Annotated in this window: 18 protein-coding genes; 7 read left to right on the top strand and 11 right to left on the bottom strand. The window is 62.0% G+C overall.

The annotated features are described in order from the left end of the window. Window positions 1-2: 2 nt before the first annotated feature. Entirely contained in the window at window positions 3-476 is a 474-nt protein-coding gene (locus FJ949_RS29225; protein ID WP_140501327.1) for an Lrp/AsnC family transcriptional regulator, read from the bottom strand. A gap of 158 nt (window positions 477-634) precedes the next feature. Between FJ949_RS29225 and ald the strand changes: the two genes are divergently transcribed. Continuing rightward, entirely contained in the window at window positions 635-1,750 is a 1,116-nt protein-coding gene (ald, locus tag FJ949_RS29220) for an alanine dehydrogenase (RefSeq protein ID WP_140501325.1), read from the top strand. 375 nt (window positions 1,751-2,125) lie between these two features. Here the strand turns inward: ald and FJ949_RS29215 are convergent, their stop codons facing one another. From FJ949_RS29215 to FJ949_RS29190, 6 genes are all read right to left on the bottom strand, one after another. Continuing rightward, the gene (locus FJ949_RS29215) at window positions 2,126-2,593 is read right to left on the bottom strand and encodes a DUF1203 domain-containing protein (protein ID WP_140501323.1); all 468 of its coding nucleotides are present in this window, start codon (window positions 2,591-2,593) and stop codon (window positions 2,126-2,128) included. Window positions 2,594-2,736: 143 nt separating this feature from the next. Then, complete coding sequence (locus FJ949_RS29210; RefSeq protein ID WP_140501321.1) at window positions 2,737-3,294, bottom strand: OmpA family protein; 558 nt, start codon at window positions 3,292-3,294, stop codon at window positions 2,737-2,739. Window positions 3,295-3,390: 96 nt separating this feature from the next. Then, window positions 3,391-3,954, bottom strand: a complete 564-nt coding sequence (locus FJ949_RS29205) for a GNAT family N-acetyltransferase (protein WP_140501320.1) — start codon at window positions 3,952-3,954, stop codon at window positions 3,391-3,393. Window positions 3,955-3,956: 2 nt separating this feature from the next. Next, the gene (gene sseA / locus FJ949_RS29200) at window positions 3,957-4,808 is read right to left on the bottom strand and encodes a 3-mercaptopyruvate sulfurtransferase (protein WP_140501318.1); all 852 of its coding nucleotides are present in this window, start codon (window positions 4,806-4,808) and stop codon (window positions 3,957-3,959) included. Window positions 4,809-4,889: 81 nt separating this feature from the next. Further along, entirely contained in the window at window positions 4,890-5,633 is a 744-nt protein-coding gene (locus tag FJ949_RS29195; protein ID WP_140501316.1) for an alanyl-tRNA editing protein, read from the bottom strand. After that, complete coding sequence (locus tag FJ949_RS29190) at window positions 5,633-6,667, bottom strand: cysteine synthase A (RefSeq protein ID WP_140501314.1); 1,035 nt, start codon at window positions 6,665-6,667, stop codon at window positions 5,633-5,635. Before FJ949_RS29190 ends, FJ949_RS29195 begins: the two co-directional genes overlap by 1 nt. A gap of 230 nt (window positions 6,668-6,897) precedes the next feature. Here FJ949_RS29190 and FJ949_RS29185 point away from each other — a divergent pair, with 230 nt between their 5' ends. Further along, window positions 6,898-7,719: an SDR family oxidoreductase gene (locus FJ949_RS29185; protein ID WP_140501312.1), complete on the top strand. Its 822-nt coding sequence runs from the start codon at window positions 6,898-6,900 to the stop codon at window positions 7,717-7,719. 92 nt (window positions 7,720-7,811) lie between these two features. Further along, window positions 7,812-8,786, top strand: coding sequence for an alpha/beta fold hydrolase (locus FJ949_RS29180; RefSeq protein WP_140501310.1), 975 nt, complete (start codon window positions 7,812-7,814; stop codon window positions 8,784-8,786). Window positions 8,787-8,894: 108 nt separating this feature from the next. Here FJ949_RS29180 and FJ949_RS29175 read toward each other — a convergent pair whose 3' ends face one another. Next, window positions 8,895-10,310, bottom strand: coding sequence for a DEAD/DEAH box helicase (locus tag FJ949_RS29175; RefSeq protein WP_140501308.1), 1,416 nt, complete (start codon window positions 10,308-10,310; stop codon window positions 8,895-8,897). Window positions 10,311-10,708: 398 nt separating this feature from the next. On the opposite strand from FJ949_RS29175, the gene FJ949_RS29170 reads away from it, so the two are divergent. Then, window positions 10,709-12,241, top strand: a complete 1,533-nt coding sequence (locus FJ949_RS29170; protein WP_140501306.1) for an acyl-CoA carboxylase subunit beta — start codon at window positions 10,709-10,711, stop codon at window positions 12,239-12,241. A gap of 17 nt (window positions 12,242-12,258) precedes the next feature. Here FJ949_RS29170 and FJ949_RS29165 read toward each other — a convergent pair whose 3' ends face one another. After that, entirely contained in the window at window positions 12,259-13,788 is a 1,530-nt protein-coding gene (locus tag FJ949_RS29165) for an NAD(P)H-hydrate dehydratase (protein WP_140501304.1), read from the bottom strand. A gap of 335 nt (window positions 13,789-14,123) precedes the next feature. On the opposite strand from FJ949_RS29165, the gene FJ949_RS29160 reads away from it, so the two are divergent. Together FJ949_RS29160 and glnA are read left to right on the top strand one after the other, a co-directional pair. Continuing rightward, window positions 14,124-14,462 (top strand): P-II family nitrogen regulator, encoded by a 339-nt coding sequence (locus tag FJ949_RS29160; protein ID WP_006205430.1) that lies wholly within the window; start codon window positions 14,124-14,126, stop codon window positions 14,460-14,462. 58 nt (window positions 14,463-14,520) lie between these two features. After that, on the top strand, window positions 14,521-15,930 hold the full coding sequence (gene glnA / locus FJ949_RS29155; RefSeq protein WP_140501302.1) for a type I glutamate--ammonia ligase: 1,410 nt from the start codon (window positions 14,521-14,523) through the stop codon (window positions 15,928-15,930). 851 nt (window positions 15,931-16,781) lie between these two features. Here the strand turns inward: glnA and FJ949_RS29150 are convergent. Next, window positions 16,782-17,822, bottom strand: coding sequence for a glutamine synthetase beta-grasp domain-containing protein (locus FJ949_RS29150; RefSeq protein ID WP_140501300.1), 1,041 nt, complete (start codon window positions 17,820-17,822; stop codon window positions 16,782-16,784). A gap of 311 nt (window positions 17,823-18,133) precedes the next feature. Here FJ949_RS29150 and FJ949_RS29145 point away from each other — a divergent pair, with 311 nt between their 5' ends. Next, window positions 18,134-18,328, top strand: coding sequence for a DUF2735 domain-containing protein (locus FJ949_RS29145; protein ID WP_140501298.1), 195 nt, complete (start codon window positions 18,134-18,136; stop codon window positions 18,326-18,328). A gap of 77 nt (window positions 18,329-18,405) precedes the next feature. On the opposite strand, the gene FJ949_RS29140 is transcribed toward FJ949_RS29145, so the two are convergent. Continuing rightward, window positions 18,406-20,295 (bottom strand): MFS transporter, encoded by a 1,890-nt coding sequence (locus FJ949_RS29140; RefSeq protein WP_140501296.1) that lies wholly within the window; start codon window positions 20,293-20,295, stop codon window positions 18,406-18,408. Between the last annotated feature and the right edge of the window lie 44 nt (window positions 20,296-20,339).

Genomic DNA, 20,339 nt, shown 5'->3' with positions numbered 1-20,339 from the left:
GCTCAGGCCATTTCGGGCTTCAGGCCCATCGCCGTCCGGTCGACGATTTCGCGCAGGGCAAAAGACGAATTGATCTTCGTCACATGCGGCATCGCCGACAGCCACTCCTTGTGGATGCGTTCGTAGTCGGCAAGGTCCTTGGCCGCGATCCTGAGGATGTAGTCGTACTCGCCCGACATCAGGTGGCAGGACAGCACGTTCGGGCAGCGCTTGATCGCAGCCTCGAAATCCGACAGCGTCTTCTCGAACTGGCCCGACAGCGATATGTGCACGATCGCCGTCATCTGGTGACCAAGTGCTGCATTGGAAAGCCGGGCATGATAGCCGCGGATGGTTCCGGATTTCTCCAGATTGTCGAGCCGGCGCGAACAGGCCGACTGCGACAGGCCGACCCTTTCGGCAAGGGCGGCGTTCGGCATCCGGCCATCCTTCTGCAGTGTCTCCAGAATGGCGATATCAATCCTGTCGAGCGGCATTCTTCGTGATTCCTGCGAATTTTTATGCATTTTACGCAACAATTATCGAATAGCGAGCCCTCCTGCAAGTGCATTCGCAAACACTTACGCAACGATTCGTGGTTGACTGCGTCAATACAGGGAACGAGCCCCGAAGGGCCGTGTCAGGAGAAAAGAAAATGCGCGTCGGCTGCCCCCGGGAAATCAAGAACCATGAATATCGCGTCGGACTTACGCCCGGCTCGGTCCGCGAATATGTCGCCCACGGACATGAGGTGCTGGTCGAGACCGGCGCCGGGGCTGGCATTGGCGCCGACGACAACGCCTATCGCGCCGCCGGCGCCACCATCGCCAAGACGGCGGCCGATGTGTTCGCCAAGTCGGATATGATCGTCAAGGTCAAGGAGCCGCAGCCTAACGAATGGGCCCAACTGCGCGATGGCCAGATCCTCTACACCTATCTTCACCTCGCTCCGGATCCGGAACAGACCAAGGGCCTGCTCGCTTCGGGCGTTACCGCCATCGCCTATGAAACGGTGACCGACGACCGGGGCGGCCTGCCGTTGCTGGCGCCGATGTCGGAAGTCGCCGGCCGCCTGTCGATCCAGGCCGGCGCCACGGCGCTGCAGAAGGCCAATGGCGGCCGCGGCGTGCTGCTCGGCGGCGTGCCCGGCGTGCTGCCCGGCAAGGTCACCGTGCTCGGCGGCGGCGTCGTCGGCCTGCACGCAGCCAGGATGGCGGCTGGCCTGGGCGCCGACGTCACCATCATCGACCGCTCGATCCCGCGCCTGCGCCAGCTCGATGACCTCTTTGCCGGCCGCGTCCATACCCGCTACTCGACCGTGGAGGCTCTGGAAGAAGAGTGCTTTTCCGCCGACATCGTTGTCGGCGCCGTGCTGATCCCGGGTGCTGCGGCGCCGAAGCTGGTCTCGCGCGAAATGCTTTCGGGCATGAAGAAGGGGTCGGTGCTGGTCGACGTTGCCATCGACCAGGGCGGCTGCTTCGAGACCTCGCACGCGACCACACATGCCGAGCCGACCTACGAGGTCGACGGCGTCATCCACTATTGCGTCGCCAACATGCCGGGCGCCGTGCCGGTCACCTCAGCACATGCACTCAACAACGCGACGCTGCACTATGGCCTTCAGCTCGCCGACAAGGGCCTGAAGGCGCTGGTCGACGACCATCATCTGCGTAATGGACTCAACGTCCACAGAGGCAAGATCACCAACCGTGCGGTCGCCGAAGCGCTCGGCTACGAACTGGTCGAGCCGAAGGCGGTTCTCGCGGCCTGATTCTCCTGAGAGGATACCTGCCTCCCGTCAGCCCGCCGGTCATTCCCGGCGGGTTTTTTCTTTCCAGATTGGCGGCTGTCAGGCCTGCACCAGGCTCGGGCCTGAAACATGCGCTGCAACCTGCGTCTCGGCGCCAATTGCAAGTTTAACTGAGCCCTCCAGGCAAATAGTCGAAGCCCATATGCTTCTTTGCGCAGAAAATTTCTGTGGAAGGTTCAGGCAAACAAAAAGCGGAGCCAAGGCCCCGCTTCCTCGATGTCGAGATTTGCCGCCGGTTCATCCGCGGTCGACAAATCGATCGACGGCTACCCGTGTACCGCAATGGTATGACAGGAGTACGACAGCGCTCCGCTATCGCACCGCCACATGCGCCCGTCAGACACGTTCGATCCGGCACTGGAAGCAATTGTTGCGCGCCGAGCGGACATGCACGTAGGCAATCTCGTCGCGTTCCAAGAGAGCCTCGGCGCGCGCGGCGATCGCATCGGTCGCAATGACGCCACCGCTGCCATAGACGATGCGGTCATCCCTGCCGTAGCCGCGCACTATATAGTCCGGGCCTTCGAGAATTTCGGGAAGTGCCTGAGATTCCGCGGCGCGCTCGCATTCCTGCGCGTGAAGGAAGATCGGTCCGGTCTCGGCATAGGGCTGAAGTTTGGGGAATGGCCGGTAGGCCAGGATGAGATAGTCGTCTCCGTCGGCGATGTTCTTCAGGCAATGCCGGCATGGCATGCCGTCGCCGTCGGAGACCTTACGCTCGGGCGTGTTTCCATAGGCATCGGGCCCGCCGCGCTGAAGCGCTCGTATATCTTGTGTCGGCAAGGCTTTGAACTGGATGGTCATGGCGAAAATCTCCGATGTCGTTGATCGGAAATTATGCGCATCAGCCCCCGCCTCCCACCCGATTCCTGACAATCATTGGCCCTTGGTCGGCTTGTTCCAGCCGACCAAGGCAAGGCGAACTTCACCGGATTGTCGGAACTCCCTCAGCGAATGAAGTCGTCAAAGCGACGGAGGGTGACCCGCCGGTTCCGCCAGTTTTCGTTCTGCGTCTGCACCAGCAGGAATTCCTCGCCATAACCGACCGTCTCCAAAGCATAGGCCGGCACGCCGAACTCGCGCACCAGCGTGCGCTTCAGCGAGGCGGCGCGCTGTTCCGACAGGATCCGGTTCGATTGGAAGGAGCCGACGGCGTCGGTATGGCCCTCGATGAGGACGCGCGCCCCGGGGTTGCGGCGCAGGATACGCTGCAACGCATCGGCGATAGTGTCGATCTTGTCGTATTGCGAGCTGGAGATCGCGGCCGAGCCGAAAGCGAAATTGATCGACTGGATATCGATCGACCGGGCCATGCGGCGCAGGTCCGGCCGGCGCTTGAACTCACGGATGGTGACGCGCTCGTTCGGGCGCAGCTTCACGCGGGGTGCCGCCTCGAGCTTTCGTTCGATGGTTGCGGCCGAAGGCGTTGTCGCCTGCGCGGCGGCGAGACCGGGCATTGCGATTGCCGCGATCAGCGCGGCGGCAAGGGTACGGCGGGTCAGCATGTCTTTTCTCCTTCGGCCCGTATTATGTGCGGGCAAGATGGCAGAGACAGGCTGAAGCGCGGATGAACGAGAGGTTCAGCTTTTGTGAGGGCGTCGCTATGGCCGCATGACGCTGGCCGAGCGCTCGGCGAAGGGCAGAGGGTGAACGGTCTCCTTCTTCTGCGCCACCGGCGCGAAGCCGAGCTTCTGGTAGAGCGGCAAGGCAGCAGGATGGTCGAGCGTGCAGGTCTGCACCGTCACCCGCTTCGGTCCATACGACCAAGCCGCGGCGATCGCCGATCCCAGGAACCAGCGGCCGATGCCTTGCCCGGTGGCGTGTTCCATCATGCCGAAATAGGCGAGCTCGACTTCTTCCGGCAGATGCGGCTTGAGGTCGAAAAAACCGGCGGGTGCGCCATCGAGATAGAGCACCCTGATGTCGCGATCCTCGCGGTGGATGCCGGCCGAAAGCTCGTCGTCATCCAGCCTCAGCACATTGACCCAGTGCCATTTACGCCCCACCCGATCCATCAGGTACCGGTAGAAATGCAGCGGAATGTCTTTAGTTTTCAGGAGTGCGACCTGGCGGTTGTAGGGCATGGGCGGCGACACGGCCGGTGGCGCATGCATCTCGAGGAACGTCACCGTGACTTCGATGTCCTTCAGCTCGCCGTTTTCCATCGTCATTCCTTGCCTGTCACGACTGGTGTGTCGGAGAGACCGCCCCATTCGGTCCATGAGCCGTCGTAAAGCCTGTTGTCGGTATGGCCAAGCGTTTCCAACGCAAGCGTGATCACCGCCGCCGTAACGCCGGAGCCGCAGGAAGTGACGATAGGCTTCGACAGATCGAGGCCGGCGTCCTCGACCACCTTGCGTAACCGCTCCTTCGGCAGAAGCACGCCGTTTTCCGACAGCGCCGAATAAGGCAAGTTGCGCGCGCCCGGCATATGGCCGGAACGGACGCCCGCGCGCGGCTCCGGCTCCGCGCCGGTGAAGCGCCCTGCCCCGCGCGCATCGGCAATCTGGCTTTCCCGGGTTCCGACGATGCGGCGCATATCGGCAAGGCTGGCGACCCGGCCGGCGTCGAAATCGGCGTGGAACACGCTGGGCGCGATTTTGGTCGGTTCGGCCGTCACCGGCCGGCCGGCCGCTTTCCAGCCATCGAAACCACCGTCAAGGATATACGTCTGGAAGACGCCCATCACCCGGAACATCCACCATGCCCGAGGTGCCGAGAAAAAGCCCGGGCCGTCATAGACGATGATCGTGTCATCTGCCGAAACGCCCATCGCGCCGACATACTGCGCGAAATGCTGCGGCGACGGCAGCGTATGCGGCAGCGCGGCGTCCGGATCGGAGACCGCGTCCTGATCCAGGAAGCGGGCGCCCGGAATGTGCCCAGCGTCATACTCGGCGCGCGCGTCGCGGTTTTGCGCCGGAAGATACCAGGATGCATCGACAATCGTCAGGCCAGGCTGGCCCAAACGCTCCTGCAACCAGTCAGCGTCGACGGTGAAAGGACTGTCTTCAGCCATTGTGGTTCTCCTGCCGCCATTGACCAGACGTTGTCTTGCCTTGCCGCATGATCTTGTCCGAAAACATCGTAGCTTTCGAGATCATGTTTGGGGCATCGGTCCAAACCGGATGCGGAAGCGCCGGTTTTCACGCCCCTTCTTCTCAATCTTGCCGATATGGATTTCGCCGATCTCGCCGGTGCTTTTGACATGGGTGCCACCACAGGGCTGACTGTCCACCGAAGCATTCTCGCCGATGCAGACCAGCCGGATTTTGCCGGTACCTAGCGGCGGACGGACATTCTTGGACTTCACCAGACCCGGATTGGCGGCCAGTTCCTCGTCGCTGATCAGCCTGGTAAAGATCGGATGATCGGCCCGCACCAGGCCCATCAGGCCAGCCGTCACGTCTTCCTTGCTGAAGCTGGCGTCGGGAATGTCGAAATCGACACGGCTGTCGTCTTCCGAAACCGCCGCGCCGGTGATCGGAAACGGGCAGACGACGGTGAGCAAATGGCAAGCGGCATGCATGCGCATCAAGAGATGACGTCGCTCCCAGTCGATTGCGAGCTTCAGGCGCTCGCCGACCGCAGGCGCGGCTTGTTCCGGCGCCGGCACGTGGATGATCTCGTCCTTTGTTTCCCCGGTGATGGTAGCGGCCAGGACGATGCGGCTGCCATCGGCGCGCTGGAGATAGCCGCTATCGCCCGGCTGCCCGCCCGAGGTGGCATAGAAGATGGTGCGGTCCAGAACGATGCCGCCGCGCTCGTTGACGGCGACCACCACGGCATCGGCCGTCCTGAGATAGGCGTCGTCGCGAAACAGCGCTTCGGTCTTGTGCGCCATCACACGACCTTTTCAAACGGCACGGAAATATCTGATTTCTCTTCCATCCAGCCGGGCACCGGCAGCTTCTTTTCGCGCAGGAATTCGGGATTGAACAGTTTCGATTGGTAGCGTGTGCCGTAGTCGCAAAGAATGGTCACGATGGTATGGCCGGGGCCGAGTTCACGCGCCAGCCGGATCGCGCCCGCTATGTTGATGCCGGTCGAACCGCCGACGCAAAGGCCTTCCTCCTGGACCAGGTCGAAGACGATCGGCAACGCATCCTCATCACGAATTTGGAACGAGAAGTCGGGCGTGAACCCATCGAGGTTGGCGGTGATGCGTCCCTGCCCGATGCCTTCGGTGATCGAACTGCCCTCGGATTTCAGCTCACCGCTGGTATAGAAACTGTAGAGCGCAGCGCCCAGCGGATCGGCGAGAGCGATCTTTACGTCCTTGCTTTTCGCCTTCAGTCCGAAAGCGACGCCGGCCAGCGTTCCGCCCGAGCCGACCGCCGAGACGAAGCCGTCGACCTTGCCGCCGGTCTGGCTCCAGATCTCCTGCGCCGTGGTGCGGATGTGCCCGTCGCGGTTGGCGACATTGTCGAACTGGTTGGCCCAGATAGCGCCGTTCGGCTCCGAACGCGCCATTTGCTCAGCCAGCCGCCCCGACAATTTCACGTAATTGTTGGGGTTCTTGTACGGCACGGCCGGAACCTCGATCAGCTCGGCGCCGAGCAGCTTGATCGTGTCCTTCTTCTCCTGGCTCTGCGTTTCGGGAATGACGATGACGGTGCGGTAGCCGAGCGCCTTGGCGACCAGCGTCAGCCCGATGCCCGTATTGCCGGCCGTGCCCTCGACAATGACGCCGCCCGGCCTGAGCAGCCCACGCTCTTCGGCATCGCGGATGATGAACAGGCCGGCGCGGTCCTTGACCGACTGTCCGGGATTCATGAATTCGGCCTTGCCCAGGATCTCGCAGCCGGTTTCTTCCGAAGCCCTGTTGAGGCGGATCAATGGCGTGTTGCCGATAGCGTCGATCACGGAGCGGGGCATTCGGGAGTCCTTGTGTAGCTGCGGCGAAACCCTAGAAACCCGAAGCTTCGGTTTCAAGGCAAGAATTTGCCTGGTCCAGTGGCATTTTCTGCACTGCATTTGCGCCGGCCTCTCCCTGGTGCCGGGCGTATCCGCGCGGTTCATTTGGGACCGGCATCGAAAACCGCTCTTTTCATTCGATTTCTTCGCGGTTAGAGCAAAAGCCAAGAACAATTCGACGGGGGCGCAGCATGACACTCTATCGGGCCGACCCGAAGCATGGCGTCGCCTGGGTCACGGGAGGCAGCAGCGGCATCGGCCGTTCGCTGGCCAGGGACCTTGCGTCCCAGGGCTATGCGGTGGCCGTAACGGCACCCGATGGCGATCCCATCGACACGCTGATTGTCGAGACCGCGCAGATGCCAGGCAAGGTCAAGGCTTTTCCCTGCGACGTGACCGACGAGCCGCGCATGGCAAGAACCGTCGCTGCAATCGAGAACGAGCTTGGCCCCATCGTGCTCGCCGTCTTAAACGCGGGCAACTACATTTCCACGCCTGGCGAGGCTCTCGTCGTCAGCGATTTTCGCCGGTCTTTCGAGGTCAACTATTTCGGCATCATCAACGGGCTGGTGCCGGTCGTCGAACGCATGCGCGTGCGGGCGCGCGGCCATATCGTGCTGGTCGGCTCGGTCACCGCTTATTTCGGCTGGCCGACGACCGCCGCCTATGGCGGCACCAAAGCGGCGATCAACATCCTGGCCGAATCGCTGAAATATGATTTCGACAAGATGAACGTGCGCGTCCAGGTCATGAATCCGGGCTTCATAGACACACCGCTGACCGAGAAGAACATGCTGCCCATGCCGGGGCTGATGCCGGTCAGCCGAGCGACGCGGCGCATGGTGCGGGGTATCAAATCCGGCGGCTTCGAGGTCACATTCCCGCGCCGGACGAGCTGGCCCCTGAAGCTGCTCAGCCTGTTGCCGAGACCGGTGTACCGAGGCGTGATCAGCCTCATGACGAGCTGGAAGGCACGGCCGCTGAATTACGACCGCAAGCCGCCGAGCGAATAGAAGCCAGCGGATCGGCGGCTTCATCGCCGGCCGGTCGTTGCCTGTTCCCCGCCACCGCCGTAGGTTTGTTGTTGTTGCGTTTGGAGTCTGCGATGGGGCGACGAATCGTGCTTGCTGTGCTGGGGTTAGTCGCCATCCTCGCACTGGCCTTCGTGCTCGGCCCGCGGGTTCCCGTCGACACCACGATCCGCTTCGATCCATCCGCAATCGGCGACGATCCGCAGGCCTACGTGGCCAGGACGGAAGCGGCGATATCCGGCATCCGTGACGGGCTGGAGAAAGAGATCATCTGGGCCAATCCGATGGTGCATGCCAGGACACGGCTGTCCATCGTCTATATCCACGGCTTTTCGGCGTCGAAGGGCGAGCTCCGCCCGCTGCCCGACGAGGTTGCCGACCAACTCGACGCCAATCTGTTCTTCACCCGCCTCACCGGCCACGGGCAGGATGGCGCGGCCATGACGCAAGGCAGCCTCAATGCCTGGATCAACGACTATGAGGAGGCGCTCGCGATCGGCCGGGCCATCGGCGACAAGGTGATCGTCATCTCTACCTCGACCGGCGGCTCGCTGGCGGCCTGGGCGGCAACACAGCCGGGCGCTTCGGACGGCGTGGCGGCGATCGCGTTCATCTCGCCGAATTTCGGCGTCAAGGCGTCGGGCGCCGGGATCCTGACCATGCGATGGGGCAAACAAATAGCCGAACTCGTCGCCGGCAAGGAGCGCAGCTTCATGCCGCGCAACGCGCTGCACGAGAAATTCTGGACCACCAGATATCCCCTTGCCGCGACGCTGCCGATGCAGGCGCTGACGGAACTTGCCTATGGCGCGCCGGTGGAGAAAGCGGTGGTCCCTGCCCTCTTCATCTTTTCGGATTCGGACAGCGTGGTGCGGCCTGACCGCACGCGTGAAATCGCCGGGCGTTGGGGCGCGCCGCACGAGCTGGTTCCGGTCGACGATACCGGCGATCCCGACAACCACGTCATCGCCGGCGACGCCCTGTCGCCATCGACCACGACCTTCCTTGCACAAAGAATTGCCGTCTGGATCGAGGCGGTCGCGAAGTAGCCCGAGCTTCCATACGGAAAGGGCGACCGCAGCCTCACCGCGGTCGCCCTTTATCTCACTGGTGACCAGCCGGGCACGCAAATGCCCGGCCAATACGAAGCGGCCTGCCTACGCGGCCCGCGCCGCGGGCCGTTTGCCGCCGAAGCGGCGTTTATTGTTGCCCTTGAAGGGCTTGGCGCCTTCCGGTTTGCGGTCGCCAGCGAAGGCCGGCTTGTCACCGAAGCGCTTCTTGCCCGAGCCGTTGTTCTGGCCGCCCGGCCGCCTGCCGTCGCGACGGCCATTGCGCTCGTTGCGGTCATTGGCAGGCTCGAAGCGCTCGTTCTTCTCAGCCGGGTTGCGCTGCGGATCGGGGCTGCCGAGATGGTCGGCGACAACAGGCAGCTTGGCGCGGATGATGCGTTCGACCTGGCGCAGCTTGCTGTTCTCGGACGGATCGCAGAGCGTAATCGCAATGCCGTCCCGGCCGTTGCGGCCGGTGCGGCCGATGCGGTGGACATAGCTCTCCGCCTCATCAGGCAGGTCGAAATTCACGACATGACTGATGCCGGGCACGTCGATGCCGCGCGCGGCGATGTCGGTGGCCACCAGAATGCGCACCGAACCCTCGCGGAAATCGTTCAGTGCCTTCTGCCGCGCATTCTGCGACTTGTTGCCGTGGATGACAGCGGCCTTGAAGCCGTCGCGCTCGAGGTCCTTGGTTACCCGGTCGGCGCCGTGCTTGGTACGCGAAAAGATGATGACGGACTTCATCGCCTCGTCGGCGAGCATCGTCGACAGCACTTGGCGCTTCTGCTTGGTGCGGGCAAGGACGACGCTCTGCGCGATCTCGGCCGCCGCCGTGCTTTGCGGCGCGACTTCGACACGGATTGGGTTCTTCAGCAGGCCTTTCGCCAGTTCGGCGATTTCATTGGGCATAGTCGCGGAGAACAGCACCGTCTGACGGTCCGGCGCGGTCGCCTTGGCGATGCGCTTGACGTCATTGATGAAGCCCATGTCGAGCATGCGGTCGCCCTCGTCGAGCACCAGCCATTTGGTGTCGGCAAGCATGAGGTCGCCTTCGCGCACCAGATCGGTCAACCGGCCAGGCGTGGCGATCAGGATGTCGACACCAGGCGCAACCTTCTTCACCTGGCTGAAGCGCGAGACGCCGCCCAGCACGAGCGCGGTCGAGACATGCGCGCCCTTGGCGAGGATCTTGATGGTGTCCTCGATCTGCACGGCGAGCTCACGAGTCGGCGCCAGGATCAGCGCGCGTGCCGTCTTCGGCCGGCGCTTGGTGCCGAGCGCAATGATCTTCGACAGGATCGGCAGCGCGAAGGCCGCAGTTTTGCCGGAGCCGGTCTGGGCGATGCCGAAAATGTCACGGCCTTCCATCTGCGGCGGGATCGCCTGAGCCTGGATCGGCTTCGGATCGGTGAAGCCGGCGGCATGGGTGGCCTTGAGCAGCGCACCCGTGATTCCCAGTGCTGCGAAACCGGAGAGTTCTCCAGTGTCGTTGCCGGGCAAAGTGTTTTCGTTGGTCAAAATATTCTTCTTTCACGCGGCCTCTGGCCGCAAACATCAATGGCGGCAGGGCGCAACCTGCCGTCGAATCAATTGTCATGGAACGACAAGGCGGCGGACGTGTTCGTCCGCGCGGCTGCGCTGTCGTGCCCGCAGGCATCATGCCACGGGGCTTTTTCGCCACCTTGCTAACCAATCGGGGTCGATCAGCAGGAAAGAGGGAAAACAGACGCAACCAGTCTCATTCGAGGAGAAGGCCGGATCGGTCCGGCCCAAGCGCCTATGCCGTGCATATGGCTGAGTTCGCTCTGAAATGCAAGGGCATCATGTTGCAGCGCAACAAAACGCCTCGAAAAAGCGACGCTTGCGCTCACCTGCGGGCATCATTACCACAAAGCAGCCCGCGCAGGAGATCGAGAATGAAGGACGTGCTGAAGGAACTCGAGCGTCGTCGCGAGATCGCCCGCATGGGCGGCGGTCAGGCTCGCATCGACGCGCAGCACAAGAAGGGCAAGCTCACCGCCCGCGAACGCATCGAGGTGTTTCTCGACGAGGGTTCGTTCGAGGAGTTCGACATGTATGTCGAGCACCGTTCGACCGACTTCGGCATGGAAAAGACCAAGATCGCCGGCGATGGCGTTGTCACCGGCTGGGGCACCGTCAACGGCCGTCCCGTCTACCTTTTCGCCAAGGATTTTACCGTGTTCGGCGGCTCGCTGTCGGAAGCGCATGCCGAAAAGGTCATCAAGGTGCAGGAGATGGCGCTGCGCAACCGCGCGCCGATCATCGGCCTCTACGATGCCGGCGGTGCCCGCATCCAGGAAGGCGTGGCTGCACTCGGCGGCTACGCCGAGATCTTTCAGCGCAATGTGCTGGCGTCGGGCGTCATTCCGCAGATTTCCGTGATCATGGGGCCTTGCGCTGGCGGCGACGTCTATTCGCCGGCCATGACCGACTTCATCTTCATGGTGCGCGACACCTCCTACATGTTCGTTACTGGACCGGACGTGGTGAAGACCGTCACCAACGAGACGGTGACCGCCGAGAGCCTCGGCGGCGCTTCCGTTCACACGACGAAATCCTCGATCGCCGACGGCGCCTATGACAACGACGTCGAAGCACTGCTGCAGATGCGCCGGCTGGTCGATTTGCTGCCGGCCTCGAACACATCGGAGATTCCCGAGATCGAATGCTACCAGTCGGTCACCGATCACGATCTGTCGCTCGACCGGCTGATCCCCGACAACGCGAACAAGCCTTACGATATCAAGGAGCTGATCCTGAAAGTCGCCGACGAGGGTGATTTCTTCGAGATCCAGCAAAGTTTCGCCAAGAACATCGTCACCGGCTTCGGACGTATTGAAGGCCGCACGGTCGGCTTCGTCGCCAACCAGCCCATGGTGCTGGCCGGCGTGCTCGATTCCGACGCCAGCCGCAAGGCGGCGCGCTTCGTGCGCTTCTGCGACTGTTTTTCGATTCCGATCGTCACCTTCGTCGACGTTCCGGGCTTCCTGCCGGGCACGGCGCAGGAATATGGCGGGCTGATCAAGCACGGCGCCAAACTGCTCTTCGCCTATGCCGAGGCGACCGTGCCGAAGATCACCGTCATCACCAGGAAGGCCTATGGCGGCGCCTATGACGTGATGGCTTCGAAACACCTGCGTGGCGATATGAACTATGCCTGGCCGACGGCGCAGATCGCCGTGATGGGCGCCAGGGGCGCGGTCGAGATCATCTATCGCAAGGACATCGGAGACGCCGAAAAGATCGCTGCCCATACAAAGACTTACGAAGACCGCTTCCTGTCACCCTTCGTCGCCGCCGAGCGCGGCTATGTCGACGAGGTGATCATGCCGCATTCGACCCGCCGCCGCATTGCCCGCGCGCTGCGGATGCTGCGCAACAAGGACATGCAGAACCCCTGGAAAAAGCACGACAACATTCCGCTGTGAGCTGAATGTCGAGCCGGTCAGCGCGCGCCGCGAGCCGCCACCAGTTCGTGCAACGCCGGCACCAGCGCCAGCGGCAAGTCCTCGGCGATCAGCCCCGGCCCGAACCGGCTGCCGGCCTCGGCATGGATCCACACCGCCGCGCACGCCGCCTCGAAGGCCGGCATGCCTTGCGCCAGGAAGCCGGCCACGAGGCCCGATAACACATCGCCCGAGCCGGCGGTTGCCAACCACGGCGCACCATTGGAGTTTATCGCAGCCCTGCCATCGGGAGCAGCGATTACGGTGTCGGCGCCCTTATAGACGATCACGGCATTGGCACGGGTGGCGGCCATACGAGCCCTGCCCAACTTGGACGAAACGGCGCCACCCGCGATGTCAGCAAACAGCCTGGCGAACTCGCCTTCATGCGGCGTCATCACCAGCGACGGCGCGCCCGGCTGGCGCGAGGCTTCGAACAGGGCATCCGGCTTCTCGCGAAACGAGGTGATCGCGTCGGCGTCGAACACCAGACCATCGACCGAGGCGGAAACGTTCCGCTGCTGGCCAGCGGCAAGCAGCGTGAGAGCAAAATTCCGCGTTCTTTCACCGACACCGAAGCCAGGGCCCAGCACAAAAGCGGAGGGCCGGCGTTCGCCGATGAAGGCGTCGATGTCGGCGCTGTCATTTGCTTTGCGCAGCATGATCGAGGTCAGATACGCGGCATTCACCTGCATGGCGTTCGCCGGGGATAGGACCGTCACCGCTCCTGCCCCGATACGGGCCGCGGCAAGCGCCGCAAGCCGCGCCGCGCCGGTGGCATTCGGGCCACCGGAAAAGACGCCGACATGGCCGCGCTTGTACTTGTGCGTATCGACACCCGGAATCGGAAAAACGTCGAGCCAAAGCGCCGGCGTGTTCTCGAACGCCTGGGGTCGAATCCGCGCAATGACACCGTCGGTGATGCCGATATCGGCCAGCACGACCTCCCCGCACAGCTTGCGCCCGGGGAGCAGAAGATGGCCAGGCTTTTTGCGTGCGAAGGTGACGGTGACCCCAGCGCGAAAAGCCTGGCCGAGCACTTGGCCGCTGCCTCCGGAAACGCCTGATGGCAGATCGACCGCGACGACCGGCAAGGCCAGGCTTGCCACAATGCCAACCGTTCTCGCCGCTTCACCGGACAGCGGTTTGGACAGCCCTGCTCCGTAAAGAGCGTCGACGACGACAGCGCCGGCTTCGGCCGCGAAATTCGCCAGCGGCCGAGGTTTGACCGGGCATTCACCGGCGGCGAGCGCGGCATCGCTGCCCGGCTTCGGCGTGCCCGACGCCCAGACCACCGTGTCGACACCAGCGGTTGCCAGGCAGCGGGCCACGACATAGCCATCGCCGCCATTGTTGCCGGGACCGCAAAGCACATGGACCCGCTTCGCCGCCGGATAGCGCCTGAAAATTTCGGCCGCGACGGCTTCGCCTGCACGGCGCATCAGGCCGATGCCGTCGATTGCGCCGGCGGCAATCGTCAACCGATCCGCCTCGCTCATCTCCTCGGGAGAAAGAAGTTCGTTGCTCATGGATTGCCGATCCGCATTCGATCAAGCATTGTCCAGTTTTCGGCTCGACGCAAACGCAGAGGAGTTGGCGCGGTCCCAGCCAAGCTGAGCAATGCCTACCAAATAAACAATACGCCTAAATATCGGGCAGACATAAACACCGACGCCGCGTAGGTTTGCAGCCATCCGTCGCGCGCTGGATGCAGTGAACGATGCGAATTTGCATCTTCGTGCGGCATGGTTCTGGAATCGAATGACACCGCTTGAAATCCCGCCAATTGGCACAATTCGTGCTTGATGGAGGCGCAAGCGGGGGCTCACAACCCGTTTTTTTGGCAGTGGAGGCCACTTTTTACATGAAAAAGATCGAAGCGATCATCAAGCCATTCAAGCTGGACGAAGTGAAGGAAGCGCTTCAGGAGGCCGGACTGCAAGGCATCACCGTGACCGAGGCCAAGGGTTTTGGACGCCAGAAGGGCCACACCGAGCTTTATCGCGGCGCCGAATATGTCGTCGACTTCCTGCCCAAGGTGAAGATCGAGGTCGTGCTCGGCGACGATGCGGTCGAAGGCGCCATCGAAGCCATCCGCAAGGCGGCCCAGACTGGGCGCATCGGCGACGGCAAGATCTTCGTCTCGAACATCGAGGAAGTTGTGCGCATCCGCACCGGCGAAACCGGCATGGATGCCGTCTGACGCCTCGCCCATATTTTGAAACGTCATCATTAAAAAACGTCACACAGGGATACATGACATGACGACAGCCAAAGACATCATGAAGCAGATCAAGGACAACGACGTGAAATTCGTTGACCTGCGCTTCACCGACCCGAAGGGCAAGCTGCAGCACGTGACGATGGATGTCATCGAGGTCGAGGAAGACATGTTCGCCGATGGCGTGATGTTCGATGGTTCTTCGATCGCCGGCTGGAAGGCGATCAACGAGTCCGACATGGTGCTGATGCCCGATCCTGAAACGGTCCATATGGATCCGTTTTTCGCTCAGTCGACCATGGTCATCCTGTGCGACATCCTCGATCCGGTTTCGGGCGAATCCTATAACCGCGACCCGCGCGGCACTGCCAAGAAGGCCGAGGCCTACATGAAGTCGGAAGGCATCGGCGACACCATCTATGTCGGCCCGGAAGCCGAGTTCTTCGTCTTCGACGACGTCAAGTACAAAGCCGATCGCTATAACACCGGCTTCAGGCTCGATTCCACCGAACTGCCGTCCAATGACGACACCGACTACGAAACCGGCAATCTCGGCCACCGTCCGCGCATCAAAGGCGGTTATTTCCCGGTGCCGCCGATCGATTCGGCGCAGGACATGCGCTCCGAGATGCTGACCGTGCTCGCCGAGATGGGCGTGCGGGTCGAGAAGCATCACCACGAGGTGGCCGCGGCCCAGCACGAACTCGGCATCAAGTTCGACACGCTGGTCCGCAACGCCGACAAGATGCTGATCTACAAATATGTCGTGCATCAGGTCGCCAATGCCTATGGCAAGACCGCCACCTTCATGCCGAAGCCGATCTTCGGCGACAACGGCTCGGGCATGCATGTCCACCAGTCGATCTGGAAAGGCGGCAAGCCGACCTTCGCCGGCAACGAGTATGCCGGCCTCTCGGAAAGCTGCCTGTTCTATATCGGCGGCATCATCAAGCACGCCAAGGCCATCAACGCCTTCACCAACCCGCTGACCAACTCCTACAAGCGTCTGGTGCCGGGCTACGAGGCGCCGGTGCTGCTCGCCTATTCGGCGCGCAACCGCTCGGCATCCTGCCGCATCCCGTTCGGCTCGTCGCCAAAGTCGAAGCGCGTCGAGGTCCGCTTCCCCGATCCGGGTGCGAACCCCTATCTCGCCTTTGCCGCCATGCTGATGGCCGGCCTCGACGGGATCAAGAACAAGATTCATCCCGGCCAGCCGATGGACAAGGATCTCTACGATTTGCCGCCGAAGGAGTTGAAGAAGATCCCGACCGTCTGCGGCTCGCTGCGTGAAGCGCTCCAGAGCCTCGACAAGGACCGCGGATTCCTGAAGGCCGGCGGCGTCTTCGACGACGACCAGATCGACAGCTACATCGAGTTGAAGATGGCCGAGGTGATGCGCTTCGAAATGACACCGCATCCCGTCGAATACGACATGTACTATTCGGTCTGATTTTTGATCTCCCTGGACCCGGCATAACCCGGATCCAGCGGCTTCAATTCAGCCTGCAAATGCGAGGCCGGAAGATGAACCTCTTCCGGCCTCTTTGTTTGCTCATATCGAGGCTTCCGTTCAGCCAAATCCGCGGACACTGACGCGTTCGATCGGATGCTGCCCGATCCAGCGACTGGAAAGGCGCACCGGCTGCTGAGGTTCCGTCGGCTGGTCACGTCACACGTGTCGATTGCGCTGAGGCACAGACCGGCTTGAGCCAGCCAAGCTGGGCTGCCACGCGATCCGGCATGCGCTTTTTGCAAGTAAAGGGATAAGCCAGGAGCGAGCGGCACACTGCCTCAGGCTGCAATGCCCGCTCGTCCGGCGCCCCCGCCAATGCTGTCGTTCAAGAAACCCCGCCCCGTTCGAACAGCACCGCTTGGCGTATCCCCCAATGCCTGCGAATACGCATGTTGCGCCGCAGCCTGTCAATGTCGCCTGCCGGGCGTCGAGACGGTCGATTTTGGTGTATGAACAGGGGCTTATGAAAGGATCGGTCGACAGGCATTCTTGCCGGAATGGCCGGATTTCCGGGCTTTTTCGAGGATTTCGAAGCCTGCGGCCCGGCGCCAAGGTATGCTTTCGTCAGCCCAAAGCCGCCTTGTCGGGATGGGTTTGAGCCGCCCTTTTTAACCTGACTTTTTTTGGGGGAATTTGCTTTGCCAGGCCAGGAGCCAGGAAGACGAGGAGCGGCGAACGGAAACAGCGGCATGCGATAGTGCCCGCCATCGTCACACGAAAAAGCCCCGGCAACTCCCGCCGGGGCTCGCGTCATGGTTGTCGGGGATCTTGAGGCCCGACGTGAAATATCAAGCAGCGGCCGAAACCGATGCGCCGGTCGAAACCTGCGAGATCGTCTTCAGGACCTGGGAAGCGATCTGGTAGGGGTCGCCCTGCGAGTTCGGGCGGCGGTCTTCCAGATAACCCTTGTAGTCATTCTTGACGAACGAATGCGGCACGCGGATCGAGGCGCCGCGGTCGGCGATACCATAGCTGAACTTGTTCCAGGGGGCCGTCTCGTGCTTGCCGGTCAGACGCTTGTCGTTGTCCGGGCCGTACACGGCGATATGGTCCATCAGGTTCTTTTCGAACTGCGCCATCAGGGCCTCGAAATAACCCTTGCCGCCGACTTCGCGCATATATTTGGTCGAGAAGTTGCAATGCATGCCCGAGCCGTTCCAATCGGTGTCGCCGAGCGGCTTGCAGTGGAACTCGATATCTATGCCGTACTTTTCGGTGAGGCGCTGGAGCAGGTAGCGGGCCATCCACATCTGATCGGCGGCCTTCTTGGAGCCCTTGCCGAAAATCTGGAATTCCCACTGGCCTTTGGCCACTTCGGCGTTGATGCCTTCATGGTTGATACCCGCGGCAAGGCAGAGGTCGAGATGCTCTTCGACGATCTGGCGCGCGATGCTGCCGACGTTCGAATAGCCGACGCCGGTGTAGTACGGGCCCTGCGGGGCGGGATAACCGCTCTCGGGGAAACCGAGCGGACGGCCATCCTTGTAGAAGAAGTACTCCTGCTCGAAACCGAACCAGGCATCCTCGTCGTCGAGAATGGTCGCGCGGCTGTTGGACACGTGCGGCGTGACGCCATCGGGCATCATGACTTCGCACATGACGAGAACGCCGTTGGTGCGGGCCGGATCGGGATAAAGCGCGACCGGCTTCAACACGCAATCGGAGCTTCGGCCCTCGGCCTGCATGGTGGACGAGCCGTCGAAGCCCCACAGCGGCAGCTGGTCGAGCTTCGGGAACTCGGCATAATCCTTGATCTGGGTCTTGCCGCGAAGATTGGGGGCCGGGGTGTATCCGTCGAGCCAGATATACTCGAGCTTGTATTTGGTCATTCTAGAGCCTCTCGTTGTGCTTGACCACCGCACGCGGTGTCGACGCATGGCCGGAGCAAGCCGACCTGCCGAGTGGTAAAAAGCAATTCATATGCCACTCTGGCATCGACCGGTGCGACAAAATGGTCGTAAGATTCCCGTGAATTCACTGCACCGCCCCAGCAATGCGCCGGGATCGATCAGACGCAGAGATTGCGCAAATAATAGGCAATAACTGATCTTTTCATAAGCATATTGCCTAAATGAATCGCAGAACCTATTTTGAGGAAAAGCTGAATCAACTGACCCTCGGAGAAGAAAGGAGACCGCCAATGGAAGTCACCCTCGCCCGTCCGTCGGCAAAGATCCTGATGTTCCCGCTTGCAGGCCGCGTATCTGCCTCAAATTTAGGCGCGAAGGCCAAGTTCGCGGCAGAGCTTGCCTCGCTGCGTAACACGCATGCCGATTTCGATGGCTGGTATCACGAGGCCGCTGTCGAGGAAGAAAACCAGCAGCCGAAGAGCTGAACGCATCTTCAGCCTCGATATGAAAACCCGGCGCGATCGCTCGCGCCGGGTTTTCTCATGCATGTGGATCCGACCCGTTACTGCTTGGTCTCCAGGTTCGTGCCCAGCGTATCCTTGACGAAGATCATGCCGATGACGAGCGACATCGCCGCGATTATCACGGGATACCAGAGGCCATAATAGATGTCGCCCCTGTAGGCACTGAGCGCGAACACCGTCGCCGGCAGCAACCCGCCGAACCAGCCATTGCCGATATGGTAGGGCAGCGACATGCCGGTGTAGCGGATGCGGGTCGGGAACATCTCGACCAGGATGGCCGCGATCGGACCGTAGACCATGGTCACGAACAGGACGAGGACGAACAGGATGGCGATCGTCATCGGCCAGTTCACGGCCGCAGGGTCGGCGAACATGGCGAAGGCACCGCCGCCGGGTATGTTGTAGACGGTGACCTCAGGCGCACCGGCAGCCTCGTCGGCGGTCAAAAGCTTGTCCTTGATCGCCTGATCGGTAGGAACCGTCGCCTTCTCGCCGGCGCGGATGACGGCGGCGTCGAGCTTCAGTTCGGGATTGGCAGCGACAAACGCGTCGAGCTTCTGGTCCGGTATCTTGATCGCAGCACGCTTCAGCGGATATCCGCCGTCCTGCAACGACATGTTGACGGCCTTGACGAAGGCGGCCTCCTTGGCCTTGGCCTGGTCGCCCGCGGCGACAGCATCGTAGGATGCGACCGTCTCATTGCCGATCTTGACCGAAGCAGCCGTACCCGGTGCCGCCGTGGAAACGACGTCATAGGGCACCGAGTTCTTGGTCAGGAACGAGGTCGCGATGTCGCAAGACGTCGTGAACTTCGCGGTACCCACCGGATTGAACTGGAATCTGCAGTCGCCGGGTGCCGCGGTCACCGTCGCGCGGGTGCTCTGCTGTGCCTCGGCAAGGGCCGGATTGGCGGCCCAGGTCAATGCCTTGAACAGCGGGAAGGTGCAGACGATCGCGAGTGCGAGCCCGGCCATGATGATCGGCTTGCGGCCGATCTTGTCGGACAGCCAGCCGAACACGACGAAGAAGATGGAGCCCAGCGCAAGCGCGATGGCGATCATGATGTTGACCGACTGTGCGTCCAGCTTCAACACGTTCTGGAGGAAGAACAGGGCGTAGAACTGGCCGTTATACCAGACCACGGCCTGGCCAGCCGTAAGGCCGAGCAGTGCCAGCAGCGCGATCTTGGCGTTCTTCCACTGGCCGAAGGCTTCCGAGAGCGGTGCCTTGGAACCCTTGCCTTCTTCCTTCATGCGCTGGAAGGTGGGGGATTCGGAAAGCGACAGCCGGATCCAGATGGAAATGCCGAGCAACAGGAACGACACGATGAAAGGAACGCGCCAGCCCCAGGCGGCATAGGTTTCCTTGCTCATGGAGCCCTGGACGATCAGGATGACGATCAGCGACAGGAACAGGCCGAGTGTGGCGGTCGTCTGGATCCACGACGTATAGTAGCCGCGCCGGTCGTCCGGCGCATGCTCGGCGACATAGGTGGCCGCGCCGCCATATTCGCCGCCCAGTGCCAAGCCCTGGAGCATGCGCAGGATGATCAGGATCACCGGAGCCGCGATGCCGAGGCTCGCATAACCAGGCAGCAAGCCCACCAGGAAGGTCGACAGGCCCATGATCGTCATGGTGACGAGGAAGGTATATTTGCGGCCGACAAGGTCGCCGATGCGGCCGAACAGCAAAGCGCCGAACGGACGGACGAGGAAGCCGGCGGCGAAAGCCAGCAGCGCGAAAATATTGCGCGTCGCTTCCGGAATGGTCGGGCTGAAAAAGGTCGAACCAATAAAGGCCGCCAGCGACCCGTAGAGATAAAAATCGTACCATTCGAAAACAGTGCCGAGCGAAGAAGCGAAGATGACTTTCTTCTCCTCTCGCGTCATGCCGCGGCTCTTTCCGCTGGCGGTCGATGCGATAGCCATTGAGATGCTCCTCCCGTGAGACCCTTGTGCTCGATGCAGCGCCC

Source organism: Mesorhizobium sp. B2-4-1 (assembly GCF_006442185.1).
Taxonomy (GTDB): Bacteria; Pseudomonadota; Alphaproteobacteria; order Rhizobiales; family Rhizobiaceae; genus Mesorhizobium.
Note: the sequence above shows the minus strand (reverse complement) of the source record. Positions and strands in the feature narration are given on the sequence as shown.